The sequence below is a fragment of the Nocardioides pymetrozini genome (assembly GCF_046058985.1).
GTDB lineage: Bacteria > Actinomycetota > Actinomycetes > Propionibacteriales > Nocardioidaceae > Nocardioides.
This window is the reverse complement of record NZ_CP175556.1, coordinates 362,689-382,654: the sequence shown is the minus strand read 5'-3', so window position 1 is coordinate 382,654 and position 19,966 is coordinate 362,689. Positions and strand designations below refer to the sequence as shown.

At 72.3% G+C, this 19,966-nt stretch carries 17 protein-coding genes and 1 riboswitch; of the genes, 3 read left to right on the top strand and 14 right to left on the bottom strand.

What is annotated here, in order from left to right; translation table 11 throughout:
* Window positions 1-147 precede the first annotated feature (147 nt).
* Window positions 148-1,041, bottom strand: coding sequence for a glucose-1-phosphate thymidylyltransferase RfbA (gene rfbA, locus ACJ5H2_RS01850; RefSeq protein ID WP_408897860.1), 894 nt, complete (start codon window positions 1,039-1,041; stop codon window positions 148-150).
* 89 nt (window positions 1,042-1,130) lie between these two features.
* Between rfbA and rfbB the strand changes: the two genes are divergently transcribed.
* Both rfbB and ACJ5H2_RS01840 read left to right on the top strand, forming a co-directional pair.
* Window positions 1,131-2,126 carry a dTDP-glucose 4,6-dehydratase gene (rfbB, locus tag ACJ5H2_RS01845; protein ID WP_408897859.1) on the top strand — a complete coding sequence of 332 codons (996 nt, stop codon included), beginning with the start codon at window positions 1,131-1,133 and terminating at the stop codon, window positions 2,124-2,126.
* 2 nt (window positions 2,127-2,128) lie between these two features.
* Window positions 2,129-3,520, top strand: a complete 1,392-nt coding sequence (locus ACJ5H2_RS01840) for a sugar nucleotide-binding protein (protein ID WP_408897858.1) — start codon at window positions 2,129-2,131, stop codon at window positions 3,518-3,520.
* 49 nt (window positions 3,521-3,569) lie between these two features.
* On the opposite strand, the gene folE is transcribed toward ACJ5H2_RS01840, so the two are convergent.
* From folE to dacB, 6 genes are all read right to left on the bottom strand, one after another.
* Window positions 3,570-4,190, bottom strand: coding sequence for a GTP cyclohydrolase I FolE (gene folE / locus ACJ5H2_RS01835; protein WP_408897857.1), 621 nt, complete (start codon window positions 4,188-4,190; stop codon window positions 3,570-3,572).
* A gap of 14 nt (window positions 4,191-4,204) precedes the next feature.
* The gene (gene ftsH / locus ACJ5H2_RS01830; protein WP_408897856.1) at window positions 4,205-6,295 is read right to left on the bottom strand and encodes an ATP-dependent zinc metalloprotease FtsH; all 2,091 of its coding nucleotides are present in this window, start codon (window positions 6,293-6,295) and stop codon (window positions 4,205-4,207) included.
* 122 nt (window positions 6,296-6,417) lie between these two features.
* Complete coding sequence (gene hpt / locus ACJ5H2_RS01825; RefSeq protein WP_408897855.1) at window positions 6,418-6,969, bottom strand: hypoxanthine phosphoribosyltransferase; 552 nt, start codon at window positions 6,967-6,969, stop codon at window positions 6,418-6,420.
* A 5-nt stretch (window positions 6,970-6,974) separates the two neighbouring features.
* A complete protein-coding gene (gene tilS / locus ACJ5H2_RS01820) occupies window positions 6,975-7,955 on the bottom strand; it encodes a tRNA lysidine(34) synthetase TilS (protein WP_408897854.1) in 981 nt (326 codons plus the stop codon).
* A 20-nt stretch (window positions 7,956-7,975) separates the two neighbouring features.
* Complete coding sequence (locus tag ACJ5H2_RS01815) at window positions 7,976-9,022, bottom strand: zinc-dependent metalloprotease (protein WP_408897853.1); 1,047 nt, start codon at window positions 9,020-9,022, stop codon at window positions 7,976-7,978.
* A gap of 203 nt (window positions 9,023-9,225) precedes the next feature.
* Window positions 9,226-10,689: a D-alanyl-D-alanine carboxypeptidase/D-alanyl-D-alanine-endopeptidase gene (dacB, locus tag ACJ5H2_RS01810; protein WP_408897852.1), complete on the bottom strand. Its 1,464-nt coding sequence runs from the start codon at window positions 10,687-10,689 to the stop codon at window positions 9,226-9,228.
* A gap of 165 nt (window positions 10,690-10,854) precedes the next feature.
* On the opposite strand from dacB, the gene ACJ5H2_RS01805 reads away from it, so the two are divergent.
* The gene (locus ACJ5H2_RS01805; RefSeq protein WP_408899579.1) at window positions 10,855-11,343 is read left to right on the top strand and encodes an inorganic diphosphatase; all 489 of its coding nucleotides are present in this window, start codon (window positions 10,855-10,857) and stop codon (window positions 11,341-11,343) included.
* A 205-nt stretch (window positions 11,344-11,548) separates the two neighbouring features.
* Here ACJ5H2_RS01805 and ACJ5H2_RS01800 read toward each other — a convergent pair whose 3' ends face one another.
* The 7 genes from ACJ5H2_RS01800 to ACJ5H2_RS01770 form a co-directional block, all read right to left on the bottom strand.
* Window positions 11,549-12,112 (bottom strand): TetR family transcriptional regulator, encoded by a 564-nt coding sequence (locus ACJ5H2_RS01800; RefSeq protein ID WP_408897851.1) that lies wholly within the window; start codon window positions 12,110-12,112, stop codon window positions 11,549-11,551.
* The gene (locus ACJ5H2_RS01795; RefSeq protein WP_408897850.1) at window positions 12,109-12,792 is read right to left on the bottom strand and encodes a class I SAM-dependent methyltransferase; all 684 of its coding nucleotides are present in this window, start codon (window positions 12,790-12,792) and stop codon (window positions 12,109-12,111) included. The genes ACJ5H2_RS01800 and ACJ5H2_RS01795 overlap by 4 nt, the downstream gene beginning before the upstream one ends.
* Complete coding sequence (locus tag ACJ5H2_RS01790) at window positions 12,789-14,783, bottom strand: acyl-CoA dehydrogenase (RefSeq protein ID WP_408897849.1); 1,995 nt, start codon at window positions 14,781-14,783, stop codon at window positions 12,789-12,791. The genes ACJ5H2_RS01795 and ACJ5H2_RS01790 overlap by 4 nt, the downstream gene beginning before the upstream one ends.
* Before the next feature lie 273 nt (window positions 14,784-15,056).
* On the bottom strand, window positions 15,057-16,133 hold the full coding sequence (locus ACJ5H2_RS01785) for a phosphatase PAP2 family protein (protein ID WP_408897848.1): 1,077 nt from the start codon (window positions 16,131-16,133) through the stop codon (window positions 15,057-15,059).
* A gap of 10 nt (window positions 16,134-16,143) precedes the next feature.
* Complete coding sequence (locus tag ACJ5H2_RS01780; protein ID WP_408897847.1) at window positions 16,144-17,157, bottom strand: ABC transporter ATP-binding protein; 1,014 nt, start codon at window positions 17,155-17,157, stop codon at window positions 16,144-16,146.
* A gap of 7 nt (window positions 17,158-17,164) precedes the next feature.
* Entirely contained in the window at window positions 17,165-18,799 is a 1,635-nt protein-coding gene (locus ACJ5H2_RS01775) for an ABC transporter permease (RefSeq protein ID WP_408897846.1), read from the bottom strand.
* Window positions 18,796-19,863 carry a thiamine ABC transporter substrate binding subunit gene (locus ACJ5H2_RS01770; protein WP_408897845.1) on the bottom strand — a complete coding sequence of 356 codons (1,068 nt, stop codon included), beginning with the start codon at window positions 19,861-19,863 and terminating at the stop codon, window positions 18,796-18,798. Before ACJ5H2_RS01770 ends, ACJ5H2_RS01775 begins: the two co-directional genes overlap by 4 nt.
* A riboswitch (TPP riboswitch) is annotated at window positions 19,855-19,962 on the bottom strand. (Overlaps the previous gene by 9 nt.)
* Window positions 19,963-19,966: the final 4 nt, after the last annotated feature.

Here is a 19,966-nt window from a genome sequence, read left to right as displayed (position 1 = left end):
GGTGGCGGATTCACCACGGGATGTAGGCGAGTGCGCACTTCCCGGGTGGAACTCCGCTACAGATGCGCGGGTTCGGCTACATCCCGTGGTGAATCCGCGCCCCGCGGGACGGTCCACCTACATCCCGTGGTGAATCCGCCACCCCCCTCACAGCAGGTGGTTCGGCCCCGCGTCCGCGGCCTCGGCCAGCAGGTCGAGCAGGTACCGGCCGTAGCCGCTCTTCAGCAGCGGCTTGGCGAGCTCCTCGAGCCGCGCGTCGTCGATGATGCCCAGCCGCCAGGCGATCTCCTCGGGGGCGCCGACCTTGGTCCCCTGCCGCGCCTCGAGCGCGCGGACGAAGTTGCTGGCGTCGTTGAGGTCGTCGAAGGTGCCGGTGTCGAGCCACGCCGAGCCGCGCGGGAGGACCTCGACCTGGAGCCGGCCCTCGTCGAGGTAGAGCCGGTTGAGGTCGGTGATCTCGAGCTCGCCGCGTGCCGACGGCTTCAGGGACTTGGCCTTCTCCACGACGTCGGAGCCGTAGAAGTACAGGCCCGGCACGGCGTAGTGGCTGCGCGGCTTCTCGGGCTTCTCCTCGAGCGAGAGCGCCCGGCCGTCGGCATCGAACTCGACCACGCCGTACGCCGTGGGGTCGGCCACGCGATAGCCGAACACGGCCGCCCCGTCGAGCCCGTCGAAGCGGCGCAGCCGCGTGCCGAGACCCGCGCCGTAGAAGATGTTGTCGCCCAGCACCAGGCCGGCACCGCCGCCCGAGAGGTGCTCCTCGCCGATCAGGAAGGCCTGGGCGAGGCCGTCGGGCGAGGGCTGGACGGCGTAGGTGATGTCGATGCCGAACTGGCTGCCGTCGCCGAGCAGGCGGCGGAACTGGTCGGCCTCGTGGGGGGTGGTGATCACCAGCACCTCGCGGATGCCGGAGAGCATCAGCGTGGAGAGCGGGTAGTAGATCATCGGCTTGTCGTAGATCGGCATCAGCTGCTTGCTGATGGCGTGCGTGATCGGGTGCAGTCGGCTCCCCGTGCCGCCGGCCAGGATGATCCCGCGCATGATGTCTCCCACTCCTCGTTCGTCCTGCGGACGTGTCGTCGTGTGTCTCGATACGTCGAGACGGCATTGTCCTTCATACACTGACCGACGTGCGCATCCTCGTGACCGGCGGAGCCGGGTTCATCGGCTCGAACTTCGTCCACCACCTCGTCCGCCACACCGACGCCACGGTGACGGTGCTCGACAAGCTGACCTACGCGGCGAGCCGCGAGTCGCTGGCCGGGCTGCCCGAGGACCGGGTCCAGCTGGTCGTCGGCGACATCGTCGACTCGAGCCTGGTCGAGCCGCTCGTCAACCAGCACGACGCGGTCGTCCACTACGCCGCCGAGTCGCACAACGACAACTCGCTCAACGACCCCTCGCCGTTCATCCAGACCAACCTGATCGGCACCTTCACCCTGCTCGAGGCGGTCCGCAAGGCGGGCGTGCGCTTCCACCACGTCTCGACCGACGAGGTGTACGGCGACCTCGAGCTCGACGACCCGAAGAAGTTCACCGAGGACACGCCCTACACCCCGTCCTCGCCGTACTCCGCCTCCAAGGCCGGCTCCGACCACCTCGTGCGCGCGTGGGTGCGGAGCTTCGGCGTCCAGGCCACGATCTCGAACTGCTCGAACAACTACGGACCGTGGCAGCACATCGAGAAGTTCATCCCGCGCCAGATCACCGAGGTGATCGACGGTCGCCGGCCCAAGCTGTACGGCTCGGGTGAGAACGTCCGCGACTGGATCCACACCGAGGACCACTCGTCCGCGGTGCTCCGGATCCTCGAGCAGGGCCGGATCGGCGAGACCTACCTGATCGGTGCCGAGGGAGAGAAGTCGAACCTCGAGGTGGTCCGGATGATCCTGACCCTGATGGGTCGCGACGCGGACGACTTCGAGCACGTCACCGACCGCGCCGGCCACGACCTGCGCTACGCCATCGACGCCGGCAAGCTGCGCACCGAGCTCGGCTGGACCCCGCAGTACGGCGACTTCGAGGCCGGTCTCGCCCAGACCGTGGAGTGGTACCAGGCGAACGAGGCCTGGTGGCGGCCGAAGAAGGACGCCACCGAGGCCGCCTACGCCGCCAAGGGCCAGTAGCCGTGACGGACCTCCGCGTCGAGACGACGCCGATCCCCGGCCTGCTCGTGGTCCACCTGCCGGTGCACCGCGACGACCGCGGCTGGTTCAAGGAGAACTGGCAGCGCGCGAAGATGGTGGAGCTCGGCCTGCCCGACTTCGGCCCGGTGCAGAACAACATGAGCTTCAACGCCGCCCGCGGTGCGACCCGTGGCATCCACACCGAGCCGTGGGACAAGTTCGTCTCGGTGGCCACCGGCAGGGTGTTCGCGGCCTGGGTCGACATGCGCGAGGGCGACAGCTTCGGGGCGACGTACTGGACCGAGGTCGACGAGAGCGTGGCGGTCTTCGTGCCGCGCGGGGTCGGCAACTCCTACCAGGCCCTGGCGGACGGCACCGTGTACTCGTACCTGGTCAACGACCACTACGTGCCTGGCCGGACCTACCCGGCCCTGCACCTGGGTGACCCGACCGTCGCCATCCCGTGGCCGATCGCGCTGGACTCGGACGAGGTCGAGATCTCCGCGAAGGACCGCGCCAACCCGCTGCTCGCGGAGGTCACCCCGCTGGCGGCGAAGAAGACCCTCATCACCGGCTGCCGCGGGCAGCTCGGCCGGGCGCTGGCGCCGCTGTTCCCGGACGCCACGCTGGTCGACCTCGACGAGCTCGACCTCACCGACGCCGCGGCGCTCGCGGCGTGGCCGTGGGAGGACTACGGGCTGATCCTCAACGCGGCGGCGTACACCGCCGTCGACAAGGCGGAGACCCCCGAGGGCCGGCCGGTCGCATGGGCCGCCAACGCCGCCGCTCCGGCCGCCCTCGCCCGGATCGCCGCCGAGCGGGGCATCACCCTGGTCCACTACTCGACCGACTACGTCTTCGACGGACGCGAGGTCGAGGGCGGGCACACCGAGGACGAGGGCTTCGCGCCCCTGGGCGTCTACGGACAGACCAAGGCCGCCGGCGACCTCGCCGTCTCCGCCGCCCCGCGCCACTACGTGCTGCGCACCTCCTGGGTGATCGGCGAGGGGCACAACTTCGTGCGCACCATGGCCCAGCTCGCCGCCGACGGCGTGGACCCCGCCGTCGTCGACGACCAGGTCGGGCGGCTCACCTTCACCGCCGAGCTCGCCCGGGCCACCCGGCACCTCGTGGACACCGGCGCGCCGTACGGCACCTACAACGTGACCAACAGCGGCGAGCCGCGCTCCTGGGCGGGCTACGCCCGCCGCGTCTTCGAGCTCACCGGCCACGACCCCGCTCGGGTCAGCACCGTCACGACCGAGGAGTACAGCGCGGGCAAGGAGCTCTCGCCCCGGCCGCTGCACAGCACGCTCGCGCTCGGCAAGCTCGCCGGCACGGGCTTCGTGAGCGCCGACGCGGACGAGGCGCTGGCGGCGTACCTCGCGGGGTGAGGTGGGGTGCGGGAATCGCCGCTGAAGCGGTGACTCCCGCACCCGCGGCTCAGCGCCGCGAGCTGTGGATCAGCGCCATCGCCTCGGCCCGCGTGGCGGGGTCCTTGAGCATCGTGCCGCGCACGGCGGAGGTGATCGTGCGGGCGCCGGCCTTGCGGACGCCGCGCATGGTCATGCACAGGTGCTCGGCCTCGATCACCACGATCGCGCCGCGCGCGTCCAGCAGCTCCATCAGCGAGTCGGCGACCTGGGTGGTGAGCCGCTCCTGGACCTGGGGGCGCTTGGCGTAGAGGTCGACGAGGCGGGCCAGCTTGGACAGCCCGGTGATCTTGCCGCTCTCGGCGGGGATGTAGCCGACGTGGGCGACGCCGGTGAACGGCACCAGGTGGTGCTCGCACATCGACCACAGCTCGATGTCGCGCACCAGCACCATCTCGTCGTGGCCGAGGTCGAAGGTGGTGGTGAGGACGTCCCGCGGCTCCATCCGCAGCCCGGCGGTGAGCTCGGCGTACGCCCGGGCCACCCGGGCCGGCGTCTCCCGCAGGCCCTCCCGGTCCGGGTCCTCGCCGATCGCGGCGAGCAGCTCGCGTACGGCGGCCTCCGCGCGCGGCTGGTCGAACGGCGGGACGTCCTGCGGGCCGCGGTCGGGCATGCTGATCGGGTCGGTCACGCGCTCGCCCGCCGTCAGGTCCCGGCGGGCGGGGTCGGCGGGGTCGGGTCGCTCGGAGGTACGGCGGGCCCGCCGCCGTACACGTCGCCGCCCGGCCCGGGCGGGGTCAGGATCTGCCCGCTGTCGGACTCGGCGCCCTGCCCGTTCTGGCCGTTCTGCCCGGCGCGGCGGCGGATCTCCTCGGGGATCTCCACCGGCGGGATCGTGGACGGCACCCGGGTCGGGGACCCGGTCCACGCCGGTCGGGCCGGGCGCAGGCGCAGGGCCGTGAAGATCTCGGCGACCTGCTCCTTGTCGAGGGTCTCCTTGTCGAGCAGCGCGAGCACCAGCGCGTCGAGCACGTCGCGGTTCTCGACCAGGATGTCGAAGGCCTCCTGGTGCGCGGTGGCGAGGAAGTTCTTCGTCTCCTCGTCGATGATCGCGGCGACGTCCTCGGAGTAGTTGCGCGAGTGGCCGATGTCGCGGCCCAGGAAGGGCTCGGAGTTGGACTCGCCGAGCTTGATCGCACCGAGCCGGTCGGTCATGCCGTACTGGGTCACCATCGCCCGCGCGAGCGCGGTCGCCTTCTCGATGTCGTTGCCCGCGCCCGTCGTCGGGTCGTGGAAGATCAGCTCCTCCGCGGCCCGCCCGCCGAGCATGTACGCGAGCTTGTCGAGCATCTCCGAGCGGGTCTGGGAGTACTTGTCCTCGTCGGGCAGCACCATCGTGTAGCCCAGCGCCCGCCCGCGCGGCAGGATCGTGATCTTGTGGACCGGGTCCGTGCCCGGCAGCGCCGCCGCGACGAGGGCGTGGCCGCCCTCGTGGTAGGCGGTGATCAGCTTCTCCTTCTCCGACATGAGCCGGGAGTTGCGCTGCGGGCCCGCGATCACGCGGTCGATCGCCTCGTCGAGGAGCGGTGCCGTGATGATCTTCTGGTTGTTGCGCGCGGTGAGCAGCGCCGCCTCGTTGAGCACGTTGGCGAGGTCGGCGCCGGAGAAGCCCGGCGTACGGCGCGCGACCGACATCAGGTCGACGTCGCCACCGAGGGGCTTGCCCCGGGAGTGGACCTCGAGGATCCGCTTGCGGCCGGCCAGGTCGGGGGCGTCGACCTGGATCTGGCGGTCGAAGCGACCCGGGCGCAGCAGCGCGGGGTCGAGGACGTCGGGGCGGTTGGTGGCGGCGATCAGGATGACGCCGCCGCGGACGTCGAAGCCGTCCATCTCGACGAGGAGCTGGTTGAGGGTCTGCTCCCGCTCGTCGTGACCGCCACCCATGCCCGCGCCCCGGTGGCGCCCGACGGCGTCGATCTCGTCGATGAAGACGATCGCGGGCGCGTTCTCCTTGGCCTGCTCGAACAGGTCGCGCACGCGGGAGGCACCGACACCGACGAACATCTCGACGAAGTCGGAGCCGGAGATGGAGTAGAACGGCACGCCCGCCTCGCCCGCGACGGCGCGGGCGAGCAGGGTCTTGCCGGTGCCCGGCGGGCCGTAGAGCAGAACGCCCTTGGGGATCTTCGCGCCGACGGCCTGGAACTTGGCCGGCTCCTGGAGGAACTCCTTGATCTCCCCGAGCTCCTCGATCGCCTCGTCGCAGCCGGCGACGTCGGCGAACGTGGTCTTGGGCATGTCCTTGCTGATCATCTTGGCCTTGGACTTGCCGAACTGCATCACGCCCCGGCCACCGCCCTGGACGTTGTTCATCAGGAAGATGAACAGCAAGATGATCAGCGCGAACGGCAGCAGCGTGGCGAGGATCGAGCCGAGCAGGCTGGGCTGCGGGTTCTTCGAGTTGGCCTTGTCGATGGTGCCCTTCGCGACCTGCTCGTCGACCTGCGTGAGCAGGGTCTCCTGCTGGCCGTCGATGTAGTAGGCCATGACCTTGTCACCCGACTCGCGGGTGCCCTTGTCGAGGGTGGCCTCGATGGCCTGGTCGCCGTCGACGAAGGTGATCTCGTCGACCTGGCCCTTCTCGATGTACGTCGACATCTGCGACGTCTGGATCTCGTCGTACCCACCGCCGGGTGCGAGGAGCTGCAGGCCGAGGACAACGGCGACCACGGCCACCACGATCCAGAGCCAGGGGCCCCTGAAAACGCGCTTCACAGACTTACTCGCTCCCCACACTCCGCAGACAGGATCCGACGACGGTACACGCCGCCGACGGCACCATTCTGTCTGGTCCCTGGTTGCGAAGGCGAGGCGTCGCGCCTCGGGGGAGCGATCGGGGCTCGCGGCGCGCGTCGAGCCTAGGAGTAGACGGACGGCGCGAGGGTGCCGATGTCGCGCATGTTGCGGTAGCGCTCGCGGTAGTCGAGGCCGTAGCCCACGACGAACTCGTTGGGGATGTCCCAGCCGACGTAGCGGGCCTTGACCGGCATCTGCAGCGCCTCCGGCTTGCGCAGCAGGGTCGCGATCTCCACGCTCGCGGGACCGCGCGAGCCCAGGTTGGACGTCAGCCACGACAGGGTCAGGCCGGTGTCGATGATCTCGTCGACGATGAGGACGTGGCGTCCGGTGATGTCGGCGTCGAGGTCCTTGAGGATGCGCACGACGCCGGAGGACTTGGTGCCCGAGCCGTACGACGACACCGCCATCCAGTCCATCTCGACGTGCTTGTTCAGCGCGCGGGCCAGGTCGGCCATGATCATGACGGCGCCACGCAGGACGCCGACCAGGACCAGGTCCTTGCCCTCGTAGTCGCGCTCGATCTCCGCGGCGAGCTCCTTGACCCGGTCCAGGATCTGGTCCTCGGTGAAGAGCACCTCGACCAGGTCGTCCGCGACGTCGCTTGCGTGCATGGGCGTCAGCCTGCCACAGCCGTCGGCCGGAAGCGGAGGTGGTCGCCGTCGCGGTAGGCGCTGACCCGGCCGGGGAGCTGGACCTCTGCGCCCGACCGGCCCCGGACGAGGCCCTGGAGCGCGAGGACGTGGACGTGGAACAGCTCGGCGTCGCTCGCCCCGGCGTCCAGCGCGGCCAGTCGCAGCACCCGGGTGGCGAGGGCGGGGACCAGGGCGTCCAGCGGCGCCAGCGGCAGGCCGGCGGGGCCCGCCAGGTCGTCGTACGCCGCCTCGGCGAGCGCGTCGAGCGCCTCCACGTCGGCCCGGACCTGGTCGGCCGTGCGCGCGAGCGTGGCGGCGATGCCGGGTCCGAGCTCCGCCTCGAGGACCGGGAGGACCCGCTGCCGGACCCGGACCCGAGCGAAGCCGGGGTCGCTGTTGTGCGGGTCGTCCCAGTAGTCGATCCCGTCGGCCAGGCAGGCGGCGACGGTGTCGGCGCGCGCGACGTCGAGCAGTGGGCGACGGTAGTGGTCGAAGCCCCGGCGCATCCCGGCGAGGCTGCGCCCGCCGGACCCGCGGGCGAGCCCGAGCAGGACCGTCTCCGCCTGGTCGTCGCGGGTGTGCCCGAGCAGCACGACGGCGGCGCCCACGTGCTCGCGCAGCTGCTCCAGGACGGCGTACCGGGCTCGGCGGGCGGCGGCCTCGACGCCGAGACCGGCGGGGTCGACGTGGACCCGGGCCGCGGCCGTCTCGTCGGCGCCCAGCGCCGCCATCTGCTCCACGACCCGCGCGGCATGCTCGGCCGAGTCGGCCTGGAGCCCGTGGTCGACCGTCGCGCCGACCACGCGCAGTGCGGCCTTGCGGCCCTCGAAGACGGTCGCGGCGAGCAGGGCGAGCGAGTCGGCCCCGCCGGAGCAGGCCACCAGGACCGTCGTACCCGGGTCGAGCTCGCTGAGGGTGCGTCGTACGCCGTGGCGCACGGCCGCGATCGCGGGATGGAGGGCCATCGGGGGCGGCTCGTCGAGGGCTACAGGACCCGGCGGACCCAGCCGTCGGGGTCGCTCAGCTCGGCCTTGCTGGGGAGGTTCTGCGGGCCGGCCCACACGGCGTTGAACTCGTCCATCCCGACCTTGTCGACGACGGAGCGCACGAAGTGGGCGCCGTCGCGGTACTGCGCCATCTTCGCCTCGAGGCCGAGCAGGCGCCGCAGGATCCGGTCGAGGGTGCCGACGCCCTGGCGCCGCTTGGTGAACTTCGTGCGGATCTGGGCGACGCTCGGGATCACCGTGGGGCCGACGTCGTCCATGACGACGTCGGCGTGGCCCTCGAGGAGCGACATCATCCCGGTGACCCGGTCGATGACGGCGCGCTGCTCGGGGGTGCTGAACATCTCGACGATGCTGCCGCCGTTGCGGCCGGCCTTGACCGCCTCGGTGATCCGCTCCAGGCCGCCCTCGAGCAGGCTGGCGGGCTCCACCGTGTCGCTGATCGCGCGGATCTCGGAGAACAGGTGCTCGCGCATCCACGGCACCGCGGTGAACTGCACCCGGTGGGTCTCCTCATGCAGACAGACCCACAGCCGGAAGTCGCGGGGGTCGACGCCGAGCTCCCGCTCGACGTGGACGATGTTGGGGGCCACCAGGAGCAGCCGGCCGTGCGGCTCGTGGAAGGGGTCGAACTGTCCCAGCACCTTGCTCGCGAGGAACCCGAGCAGGCCGCCGACCTCGGCTCCGGTGATCTTCGCGCCGACCTTCAGGCCGATCCCGCTCGGCTGCTTGGTGGCGGCGAGCTTCTCGATCATCGGCCGGGTGGCGACGGCGAAGCCCTCCGCGTTGGCCCGCACCCAGCCGGGACGGTCGACGACCAGGATCGGCGCCGTCCCCTCGGGGGCGTCGAGCCCGGTGAACTCCCGGACCAGCCCGGTCGAGCGGTGCGCCCCGGAGCGCAGCTCCGCGACCGCGTCGTCCGCCTCGGACCGGCTCACCACGGGTCCCTCCCCGGCCAGCCGGGACCCGAGCGCGACCGCGAGCCCCCAGTCGATCATCGGGGGCAGCGGCGCGGCGGGTGCGGTCATGTCCGGAAGCCTAGACACCCACCCCCCACGGTCACCCCCGTCGCACCCGCGAGGTGTGGGGTGTGGGGGCGCGAGGTGTGAGGTGTGGGGGCGCGAGGTGTGAGGTGTGGGGGCGCGAGGTGTGAGGGGTGCGGGCGCGAGGTGTGAGGGGTGCGGGCGCGGCGCCATCGAGCGCACCTCGCGGGCCCACTTCTCACACGTCGTCAGCAGGCGCAGGCACCGAGACCGGCCGCGGCGTCGTCCATCGCGGTCCGGGCGAGGGCGCCCTTGACCTTCTTGACCTTGTCGGCCATGAGCGCGAAGGCGAGGAGGTGGCCCTCGGAGTCGACCGCGATCCCGGCGAGCGAGGTGACGCCGGTGAGGGTCCCGGTCTTCGCCCGGACCCGGCCCCGGCCGGCCGGAGGGCCGTGATCCATCCGGTACGCCAGCGACCCGGTGTAGCCCGCGACGGGAAGGCCCGCCAGGAGCGGGCGGAGCTGGGGATGCTGCGGCGAGGCCGCGAGGCGCAGTACGTCGACCAGGACGCCGGGCGCGAGCCGGTTGTCGCGGGACAGCCCGCTGCCGTCGTACAGGACCGAGCCGCGCAGGTCGATGCCGTTCGCGGTGAGCATGCGCTCTACCGCCCGCCGCCCGCCGTCGAACGAGCCCTCGCCCTGGTCGGCGAGCCCGGCGTGGCGCAGGAGGATCTCGGCGGCGGCGTTGTCGCTCACCTCGAGGAGCCGCTGGACGATCTGCGCCACGGTGGGACTCGTCACCCGCGCCATCTCGGTGGCGCTCGCGGGAACGGAGGTGCGGGTGGGGCCACCGGTGACGGTGATGCCCCGCCGGGACAGCTCCTGGGCGAAGGCCCGCGCGGCCTCGAGAGCCGGGTCGGCGACCGGACCCTGCCCGGGGAGGGCCGCACCCTCGTTCACCCACAGCGCGCTGATCGGGTTGACCTCGTCGGGGATGTACTCCGGCCGCCAGCTCGGGTGGACCGCCGGCCCCGTGAACAGGCTGTCGTCGAAGCCGAGCTCGACGCTCGACGTACCTGCCTGGCGCAGGGCGCGGGCGGTGCGCTTGGCGAGGGTGCGCACGTCGGCGCGCTCGGGGTCGTACGTCGTGCCGCTCGTGGCGCTGCCCGGCTCACGGGCCAGGAGGGGGTCGCCGCCGCCGACGAGGACCAGCCGCGGCGCGGCCCCGGAGCTGTCCAGGACGGTCGTCGTGGCGAAGGTGCGGTCCGGGCCGAGCAGGAAGAGCGCCGCAGCACCCGTGACGATCTTCGTCGTCGAGGCCGGGATCGCGACGTCGGCGCCCTCGGCCGCCTCGTAGGCCAGCCCGGATCCCGCGAGCGGGCCCACGGCGGCGATCACGTGGCGACCCAGGTCGGGCGAGTCCAACGGGGCCAGCGCCTGTCGTACGGCCTGCGGGTCCAGCGGCGCCGTACCGTCGGCGGCGACCGCCACCGCCCCCGGTACGACGACGGGCGGGACGTCCACCTCGGGCGGCGGTGCGACCGCGGCCGGGTCGGCAGGCGTGCCCGCGTCGGCCCGCAGCTCGTCCCACCATCGCTGCGCCCAGCCGGTCTGCCACGCGACAGCCGCGCCGGCCAGCAGCGCCAGCACGAGCCCTCCGGCGAGCACACGGCGAGCACCGCCCGCGCGCTGCTCGCGCTCCCTCTTCGCCACGCCTCTCCTCCCGCACGGCGCAGCCGCGGGGCTCCCCGACTGCGCGTTCCGGGACATTGTGCGGGACAATGGCGCGAACATCGGCGCCGGGCAGGTTCACAGCTCCCGCGAGCACGTCCGCGCCAAGACCCTTTCCGGGCCGAGATCGTGTGGAGGAAGCCAGTGCTGGAGTTCGACGTCCTTGTGGAGATCCCCAAGGGGAGCCGCAACAAGTACGAGGTCGACCACGAGTCCGGGCGCATGCGCCTGGACCGGTTCCTCTTCACCTCCACGATGTACCCGGCCGACTACGGCTACATCGAGGACACCCTCGGCCAGGACGGCGACCCCCTCGACGCGCTGGTCCTCCTCCAGGAGCCCACCTTCCCGGGCTGTCTCATCAAGTGCCGCGCGATCGGCATGTTCCGGATGACCGACGAGGCCGGCGGCGACGACAAGGTCCTCTGCGTCCCGGCGGGCGACCCGCGCATGGAGCACCTGCGCGACATCAACCACGTCCCGAACTTCGACCGGCTGGAGATCCAGCACTTCTTCGAGGTCTACAAGGACCTCGAGCCCGGCAAGTCCGTCGAGGGCGCCGACTGGGTCGGCCGTACCGAGGCCGAGACCGAGATCGTCGCCTCCTTCGAGCGGTTCAAGACCAGCGGCCACTGAGCCTGCGTCGTCGAGTCGTCGGTTCCGACCCGTCGAGTCGTCGGTTCCGACCGCCCGAGTCGTCGGTTCCGACCCGTCCAACCGTCATCTGGCGCCGGCGCGGCGGCATCTGACGACTCAACAGGTCGAAAATGACGACTCGACGGGTCGAAAGCGACGACTCGACGGGTCGAAAGCGACGACTCGACGGGTCGAAAGCGACGACTCAACGGGGGGCGAGCAGGTCCGCGAGGTCGGCGGCGATCGTGGCCGGGCCGTCGTCGTACTCCGGAGGCGTCGTCACGTAGCTGAGGGCGAGCCGGGCGAGGGTACGCGCCAGCGGGGCGTGGTGGGCCGGGTCGGTCCCCGGCCATGCGACGCGGGCGGCCTCCTCGAGCAGACCGGCGACCCGGACCAGCAGCGGACCGGCGTCGGTCGTGACGATCCGGACCAGGTCGTGGTGGGCCTCCCCCGCCCGGACCCGGGCGATCAGCGGGTCCTCGGCGGCGGTCTCGAGGAACATCCGCAGCGCCTCCTCGAGCCCTCGGCGGGGGTCGTCGGCGTGGGTGGTGAGGGTCTCGGCGATCAGCGCACACAGCGCGTCGGCCAGGTGCACGGTGTACGCCTGCGCGAGGCCCGAGCGCGAGCCGAACGCGTTGTAGAGCGTCTGCCGGCTCACCCCCGCGTCGCGCGCGACGGCCTCCAGCGTGAGGTCCCCCCACGGCCGCTCGAGGAGGAGGGACCGCAGCGCCGCGAACACCGCGGTACGACGCTCCGCGGCTCCGCTCATGCCCGCTTGACCCCGCGGAAGTAGGCGATCGCCCCGCTGGTCTCGAGTACGACGTCCGCGACGTCCTGCTCGGCGAGCCACGTCTCCAGCTCGGCGCTGGTGCACCCGGGACCGAGCAGGCCCGCCACCCGGCCGACCTGGCGCAGCGGCTCGAACCGCAGGCCGGTGTCGTTGAGCAGCGCGCTGCCGGTGAGCACGCCTCCCGGACGCAGGACCCGGGCGATCTCGACGACCGCGCGCCTCGGGTCGGGGAAGCAGTGCAGGCCGGTGAAGGTGACCACGAGGTCGAAGGCGCCGTCCTCGAACGGCAGTGCGCCCACGTCGGCGATCCGCGGGGCGACCTGGTCGGCGACGCCGCGCCTCGCAGCCACCCGCATCGTGCGGTCCAGCATGGTCTGCGCGATGTCGCCGGCGACGTACTCCACCCCTTGACCGGGGCGCAGGCCGCGCAGCGCGACCCCGCCGCCGCAGGGGATATCGAGGATCCTGCTGCCCGCTGGCTGTCGCCCGATCTCGTCGGCGGCGCGGTAGAGCCGCCGCAGGTCGCTGTTGATGCCGACCCGCCACAGCGCGCCGCCGGCGGTCGGGTGCTCGACGGTCCAGTCGTAGACCGAGGCCCACAGCGGGTCCTCGGACCAGCCGCCGAGTCCGGGCAGACGGGACAGGGCGGACCGGATCACGACGGCCCTCCCACCAGCTCCGTGCCGAGCAGCCGGGGCGCCCGGAGCAGCTCCTCGGGTACGTCGAAGGCGTCGACGAGCTCGCGCGCGACCGGACGGACCCGGCGGCACAGCTCGGCGACCTCGCGCGTGATCGCCTTGGAGCGCGGGATGGTGAGGCGGCCGTGCTCGATGAACCAGGCGCGGTCGGCCTCGATGCCGGACAGGGCGTGCAGGTCGCACAGCGCGTTGAGGGTCGCCCGGAGCTCGCCCGCCTCCTCCGGCACGGCGGCGACCTTGTCGACGAACGCCTCGAGTACCAGCCGCTCGACATGGGCCCGCGCGGCGGCGATGACGTGGTCCTGGACGCGGGAGAAGACCTCGCCGGGGTTCATCCCCTCGTCGATGCCGCGCTTGAGCCGCCGCGCCACGCCGCCGATCAGGTGCTCCTCGCGGAAGCGGTACATCGCGAGGTGGTAGGCGGGGTCGCGCAGCCCGCTGTCGGTGTGCCACTCCTCCTGGCCACCCGGGAGCGCATCGCGGATCTGCTCGAAGAGCCGGTGCACGCGGGTGCGCTCCAGGACGGTGTCGACCGCGAGACCCGCGACGAAGCGGACCATCCCGAGCTGGTCGAGGTCGGAGAAGTCGCTCGCGTAGTCGGTCAGCAGCCCCTTGCCGACGAGCTGGAGCAGCACGTGGTTGTCGCCCTCGAAGGTCGTGAACACGTCGGTGTCCGCCTTGAGCGCGGCGAAGCGGTTCACCGCGAGGTAGCCGGCGCCGCCGCATGCCTCGCGGCACTCCTGGATGACGTCGGTGGCGTGCCAGGTCGCGAGCGCCTTGGTGCCGGCGGCCCGGGACTCCAGCAGCCGCCGGGTCTCCTCGTCGGTGCGTACGCCGGAGAAGACGTCGTGGAGCTCCCCGGCCAGCACCTCCTGGGCGAAGTGCAGCGCGTAGGTCCGTGCCAGCCGCGGGAGCAGGCGACGCTGGTGGAGGCCGTAGTCGAGGAGGAGCTGCTCGACACCGTCCTCCTCGACGCCGGTCTCGAACTGGCGGCGCTGCAGTCCGTAGCGCACGGCGATGGTGAGCGCGCTCTTCGCGGCGCTCAGCCCCGCCCCACCGACCGAGACCCGACCCTGGACGAGGGTGCCGAGCATCGTGAAGAACCGCCGTCCCGGGCTCTCGATCTCGCTGACGTAGGCGCCGTCCTCGGTGACGTCGGCGAACCTGTTGAGCAGGGCCTCGCGCGGCACCCGGACGCCGTCGAACCAGATCCGGCCGTTGTCCACGCCGTTGAGGCCCATCTTGTGCCCGTCGTCCTCGATCCGGACGCCCGGCAGGGTGGCACCGTCCTCGTCGCGCAGGGGTACGACGAGGGCGTGCACCCCGTGCCCCTCGCCGGCCACCTCCAGCTGGGCGAACACCACGGCGACCCGCGCATGCCTCGCGGCGTTGCCGATGTAGTCCTTGCCGGCCTCCGGGGTCGTCGTGGTGACGACGAAGGACGCCGTCTCCGGGTCGTAGGTCGCGACCGTGCCCAGCGCCTGGACGTTGCTCCCGTGGCCCGTCTCGGTCATCGCGAAGCAGCCGAGCAGCCGCCCGCTGACGATGTCCTCGAGATAGGCGTCGTGGTGGCGCTGCGTGCCCAGCTGCAGGATCGCGCCGCCGAACAGGCCGAACTGGACCCCGACCTTGACCAGGACCGACAGGTCGCCGTACGCGAGGCTCTCGAAGGCCGCGATCGAGGCGCCGATGTCGCCCCCTCCGCCGTACTCCTTCGGGAAGCCCATCCCCGCGGCGCCGGTGCCGGCGATCTCCAGGACGACGTCCTTGACCCGTTCCCGGAACTCGTCGCGGGTCATCGTCTCGGCGTCGTCGAGCACGGAGGCGTACGCCGGCAGCAGCTCGCGCACCGTGCGGCGCACCTCGGCGTACCTCCCGTCGAGCAGCTCGGTGAGCGCGGCGACGTCGACCGTCAGCTCGGGGGGCGCGGTCGCGGGAGTCTCCTCGGCCATGGGGCGAACCTAACGTGTCCGGCCGAGCGGCGCCGGTCGGTGGCAGGTCGGGGCGGGTTGGCGGGTGGAGGTCGGGGTGCGGGCCGGCGGCCGGCGGCCGGCGGCCGGAGACAGTTTCACCGGCCGGCCGGTGAAACTGTTCAGGGTTGGACGACAAAACTCACGCTTGGACGATGAAACTTCTTCGTCCAAGCGTGAGTTTCTCCGGCCGGCCGGTGAAACTGTCTTTTCGCGACCCCAGCAACCCCAGCGACCCCAGCGACCCCAGCGACCTCAGTCGACCTCGACCGGGACCTTCGACGTGGTCGTCGTGGGGTGGGAGTGCAGATGTCGGTCGAACTTCTGCCCGCTGGCGATGCCGCCGACGTAGAAGGACACGATCGCGATGGCGATGCCCGCGATGTCGTCGGCGACGTAGTGCCAGCCGAAGTAGAGCGTGGCGATGACGGTGAGCCCGAAGTTCACCCAGAAGATCCACTTGAGCACCTTCGAGTGCAGCGTGTACTGCACCATGAGCGCGATGAGCAGGGTGATCGCGCAGTGCAGGCTGGCGAAGCCGGCGATGGAGTTCACCGAGGTGGTGGCGCCGCCGTAGAGCACGTTCCCGCGCGCGCTGACGATGCTGTCCATCAGGTCGGTCGTGCCGGTGTGGGCGAGCTCCTGGTACTCCGGCCAGAAGGCGATGCCCGGGCCGAGCGTCGGCAGCAGGTAGTACGACAGCGTGCCGAGCGACCAGGCGAGGCACTGGGACGTCACGAACCAGTAGCCGAAGGAGAGGTTGCGCGACCAGACCAGCCAGGCCGTGAGGCCGAGCGGCACCAGCGGCAGGAACATCAGGTAGATCGGCGAGAGGACGTGCGCGGTGATGCCGGTGCCGAAGACGGCGTGGAGGACGTCGCTCGGGTCGTGGCCGAAGAACATCACGCGGTCCATGAGGTGGAGCTCGCGGTCGTAGGACAGCGCCTTGACGACGCCCGGCTCGGCGTTCGGGTCCGAGCGCACGAAGGGCAGGAAGGACTTGAGGTTCCGGTAGCTGACGTAGGTCAGGTAGAACCCGATGACGCCGATGGCGACGAGCGTCGCCCGCTCCTTCGTCCAGTGTGTCCGCAGCCGCTCCCGGACGACGGGCACCACCCGGCTGGGGCGCCCGTGGGCCTTCCACAGTGCCAGTGGCAGCAGGTCGAGCAGCAGCGCGCCGAAGAGCAGCAGCGGGAGGCGGATGTACGACGGGCCGAGGAAGCTGCCCTCCGGGTCGAGCAGGCGGCGGTCCAGCTTCCACGCGGTGAAGACGGCGAGACCCAGCATGACCGCGGCCGTGCCGATGAGGAGGGTGTAGGCGCGGCGGTACACCCGAGGGATCCTACGGTGCGCTGCCAGCGGGCCGTGCGGCAGCGCCCGGCAGCGCGGCGGTCCCGTGCTCCTCGACACGTACGACGACCCGCTCGCCGGGCCGCGCGACCCAGCCCGGGGCGCCGACGGCGTCCAACTCCCCCACGCCATGGACGTCCACCACGAGCCGGCCGGCCTCGGGGGTGGGGCGGAAGCTGCGCACCACGGCGGGGATCCCCGGCCCGGGCGCGGGAGCGGCGTGCACGGCGGAGGGCCGCAGCGCGACCGGGCCGCTCCCGCGGCCCAGCAGGGTCGCTGCCGCCGCACCGTCGAGGAGGCGGGTGTAGCCGAGGAAGAGCGCGGTCTCGTCGTCGGCGGGGTGCGCCCACACCTCGCCGGTCGGCCCCTCCTGCACGATCCGTCCCGCTCGCATCACCGCCAGCCGGTCGGCCACGGCGAACGCCTCGTCCTGGTCGTGCGTGACCAGCAGCGCGGTCGTGCCGGACTCGGTGAGGATCCGCCGCAGGTCGGCGGCCAGCCGGCCGCGGAGCCCGGCGTCGAGAGCGCTGAGCGGCTCGTCGAGCAGCAGCAGCCGCGGTCGCGCCGCGAGGGAGCGGGCGAGGGCGACCCGTTGCCGCTCGCCCCCGGAGAGGGTGCGGGGCAGCCGGTCGGCGTACCCGGCCAGGCCCACCAGCTCGAGCAGGTCGTCGACCTCGGCGCGGACGGTGGCGCGGGAGGCTCCCCGCAGGCGTGGCGCGTAGCCGACGTTCCGGGCGACCGTGAGGTGGTCGAAGAGCTGGCCGTCCTGGAACATCAGCGCGAACCCGCGTCGATGGGTCGGCGTACCGGCCAGGTCGGTGCCGTCCCAGGCGATGCGGCCGGACGCCGTCGGCTCGAGTCCGGCGACCGCGCGCAGCAGCGTGGACTTGCCGCAGCCCGAGGGCCCGAGCACGGCGAGCACGGCCCCGTCGGCGACGGTGAGGTCGACCGCGTCCACGGCGCGCGTCCCGTCGAAGGCGACGGTGACTCCCTGCAGGTCCAGCATCAGCGGCTCACCACGCTCCGACCCCGGGAACGCGCAGGCGCTCCACGACCAGGATGACCCCCGCGGTGACCGCGGCGAGCACGACCGACGCGGCCATCGCCGTGCCGTAGTTGAGCGCGCCGGGGTGTCCGAGCAGCCGGTAGATCACCACCGGCAGCGTGGGCTCGGCCGGACGCACGATGAACGAGGTCGCCCCGAACTCCCCGAGCGACACCGCGAACGCGAAGCCCGCCGCGGCCAGCAGCGGGCGCCAGACGACCGCGAGGTCGACGGTGAGGAGGGCGCGCAGCGGACCGGCGCCCAGCGAGGCCGCGGCCTGGCGCTGCCGGTCGTCGATGCCGGCGAGCACCGGCACCAGGGTCCTCACCACGAGCGGCAGGGCCACGAGGGCCTGCGCGATCGGCACGAGCAGCGGGCTGGCGCGCAGGTCCAGCGGGGGCTGGTCCAAGGCGATGAGGAAGCCGAAGCCGAGGGTCACCGCGGACACCCCGAGGGGGAGCATGAAGAAGGCGTCGAGCAGGGCGCGGGCGCGTCGACCGGCGCGCGATCGCACCGTGCGCGTCACGACGAAGGCGACGACGAGCCCGAGCGACAGCGACATCCAGGTCGCGTCCACGGCGATGCGCAGCGACGCCGCCAGCGCGTCGGTGACCGGCACCTGGAGCAGGCCGTCGGCCGAGCCGGAGAGTGCCCGGTAGTGCGCGAGGCTCCATCCGCCCTCCCGGCGGACCGATCCGACGAGCAGCGCGAGCACCGGCAGCGCGACGAGCGCGAGGGTGAGCACCGTCGCCGCGACCGCGGGGGCGTCGCGCCAGCGCGGACGGGCGGGCACGGCGGCGACCCGCCGCACCGTCGGGTCCGGTACGGCGCGCAGCCGGCCGACCACGACGAGCAGCGCGACCACCGCCAGCATCTGCACCAGCGAGAGCGCCGCGGCCGCGGGCAGGTCGAGCAGGTCGGCGGTGAGCAGGTAGATCTCGGTCTCGACCGAGGAGTAGCGCACGCCGCCGAGGACGAGCACGACGCCGAAGGCGGTGGCGCAGAACAGGAAGACGACACTCGCCGCCGACACGATCGCCGGGCGCAATGCCGGCAGGGTGACCGTCCGGAAGACCTGCGCCGGGCCGGCACCCAGGGCCGCCGCCGCCTCGGCCGGGCGACGGTCGAGACCCTCCCACGCGACGCCGACGGTGCGGACGACCACGGCGACGTTGAAGAACACCAGGCCCACCAGGATCGCCACGGGTGTGCCGTCCAGGTCGAGGAAGCCGAGCGGCCCCGACGAGGAGATCAGCTCCCGCACGGCGAGGCCGACCACGACGGTGGGCAGCACGAAGGGCACCAGCATCGCGGTGCGCACCAGGGCCCGGCCCGGGAAGCGCAGCCGGTGCAGGACGTAGGCGGCGGGCAGTCCGAGCAGCACCGCGACGGTCGTCGCGGCGGTGCTCGTCCAGAGCGTGAACCAGAGCACGCGCCCGGTGCGAGGCCGGCGCAGCACGTCGACCACCGCGCCGGGGTCGAACGAGCCGTCGGGCCAGACCCCCCGGTGGAGCATCGCGCCGACCGGCAGCACGAAGAACACGGCGACGACGGCGACCGGGACGGCGGCGAGCAGTCCCAGTCCGAGCCGTCGGGACGTCATCTGGAGACGATCTCCGTCCACTGCTCCAGCCACGCCTTGCGCTTCTCGGTGATCTCGGCAGGAGCGATCCGCTCGGTGCGCTCGGGACGCTCGGCGAAGCGCGACCAGTCGGCCGGCAGGTCGACGCCGGCGTCGACGGGGAAGACGTACATCGACTCCGGCAGCGCCGCCTGGACCTCGGGCGAGATCAGCCAGTCGATCACCGCTCGGGCGCCGGCGGTGTCGGTGTCCTCGCCGGCCAGCACGCCGGCGTACTCCACCTGCTGGAAGCAGCCGTCCAGCAGGGCGCTGGTGGTGGAGCGCTCGCCGGCCTCGTCGGGGGTGAACGCCGGCGAGGAGTCGTAGGACACGACGATGGGCCGGTCGCCGCCGGAGAAGGTGAAGTCGGTGAAGTAGGCGTCCGACCAGCCCTTGACCACCTTGGCGCCGTTGTCCATGAGCCGGGTCCAGTACGACGGCCACTCGTCGCCGTACCGGGCGATGGTGGCCAGCAGGAAGGCGAGGCCGGGCGAGCTCGTGCTGGCGCCGGGGACGACGAACAGGTCGCGGTAGGCGGGCTTCGTGAGGTCGTCCAGGCTGGCCGGCGCCGGGACGCCCTTGGCCTCGAACCACGCGTCGTCCACGTTGACGCAGACGTTGCCCGTGTCGACCGGCGTCAGCCCGTCCTCGTCGTCACCCTCGAGCTCGTACGCCGCGGCGCCCTCCGGCAGGGTCGGGGCATAGGACGCGAACACGCCCTCCTCGAGCGCGCGCGTGGCGAAGGTGTTGTCGACGCCGAAAACCACGTCGCCGACGGGCGCGTCCTTGGTGAGGACCAGCTCGTTGGTCAGCGCACCGGCGTCCTCCAGCTTGCTGACCTTCAGCTGGTAGCCGCTGTCCTCCTCGAACGCCTCGACCAGCCCCTCGGGGATCGCGAACGACTCGTGGGTCACCAGGGTGACCGACCGGGCGCCGGCGTCGGCGCCCTCGTCGTCGCCGCCGAGGACCGAGCAGCCGCTCGCGAGCAGGACGGACGTCGTGAGGGCCACGAGGGTCAGGCGGCCGGTGTGCAGGCGCGTACGCATCGGTTGACTCCCTTCGCCGGTGCTAGCCGGATCAGGTTCGGAGGGTCTGCGGCCCGCGCCGCACTCTCAGCACCCGGTGGTGCTCCCCTGTCGGACGTCCCGA

Excerpts from the sequence above, each read along its gene's own strand:
- ACJ5H2_RS01790 (WP_408897849.1), bottom strand. The coding sequence starts at position 14,783 with ATGGCCGAGGAGACTCCCGCGACCGCGCCCCCCGAGCTGACGGTCGAC.
- ACJ5H2_RS01770 (WP_408897845.1), bottom strand. The coding sequence starts at position 19,863 with ATGCGTACGCGCCTGCACACCGGCCGCCTGACCCTCGTGGCCCTCACG.
- ACJ5H2_RS01780 (WP_408897847.1), bottom strand. The coding sequence starts at position 17,157 with ATGCTGGACCTGCAGGGAGTCACCGTCGCCTTCGACGGGACGCGCGCC.
- hpt (WP_408897855.1), bottom strand. The coding sequence starts at position 6,969 with ATGCACGCAAGCGACGTCGCGGACGACCTGGTCGAGGTGCTCTTCACC.
- ACJ5H2_RS01815 (WP_408897853.1), bottom strand. The coding sequence starts at position 9,022 with ATGACCGCACCCGCCGCGCCGCTGCCCCCGATGATCGACTGGGGGCTC.
- rfbA (WP_408897860.1), bottom strand. The coding sequence starts at position 1,041 with ATGCGCGGGATCATCCTGGCCGGCGGCACGGGGAGCCGACTGCACCCG.
- tilS (WP_408897854.1), bottom strand. The coding sequence starts at position 7,955 with ATGGCCCTCCATCCCGCGATCGCGGCCGTGCGCCACGGCGTACGACGC.
- ACJ5H2_RS01775 (WP_408897846.1), bottom strand. The coding sequence starts at position 18,799 with ATGACGTCCCGACGGCTCGGACTGGGACTGCTCGCCGCCGTCCCGGTC.
- ACJ5H2_RS01800 (WP_408897851.1), bottom strand. The coding sequence starts at position 12,112 with ATGAGCGGAGCCGCGGAGCGTCGTACCGCGGTGTTCGCGGCGCTGCGG.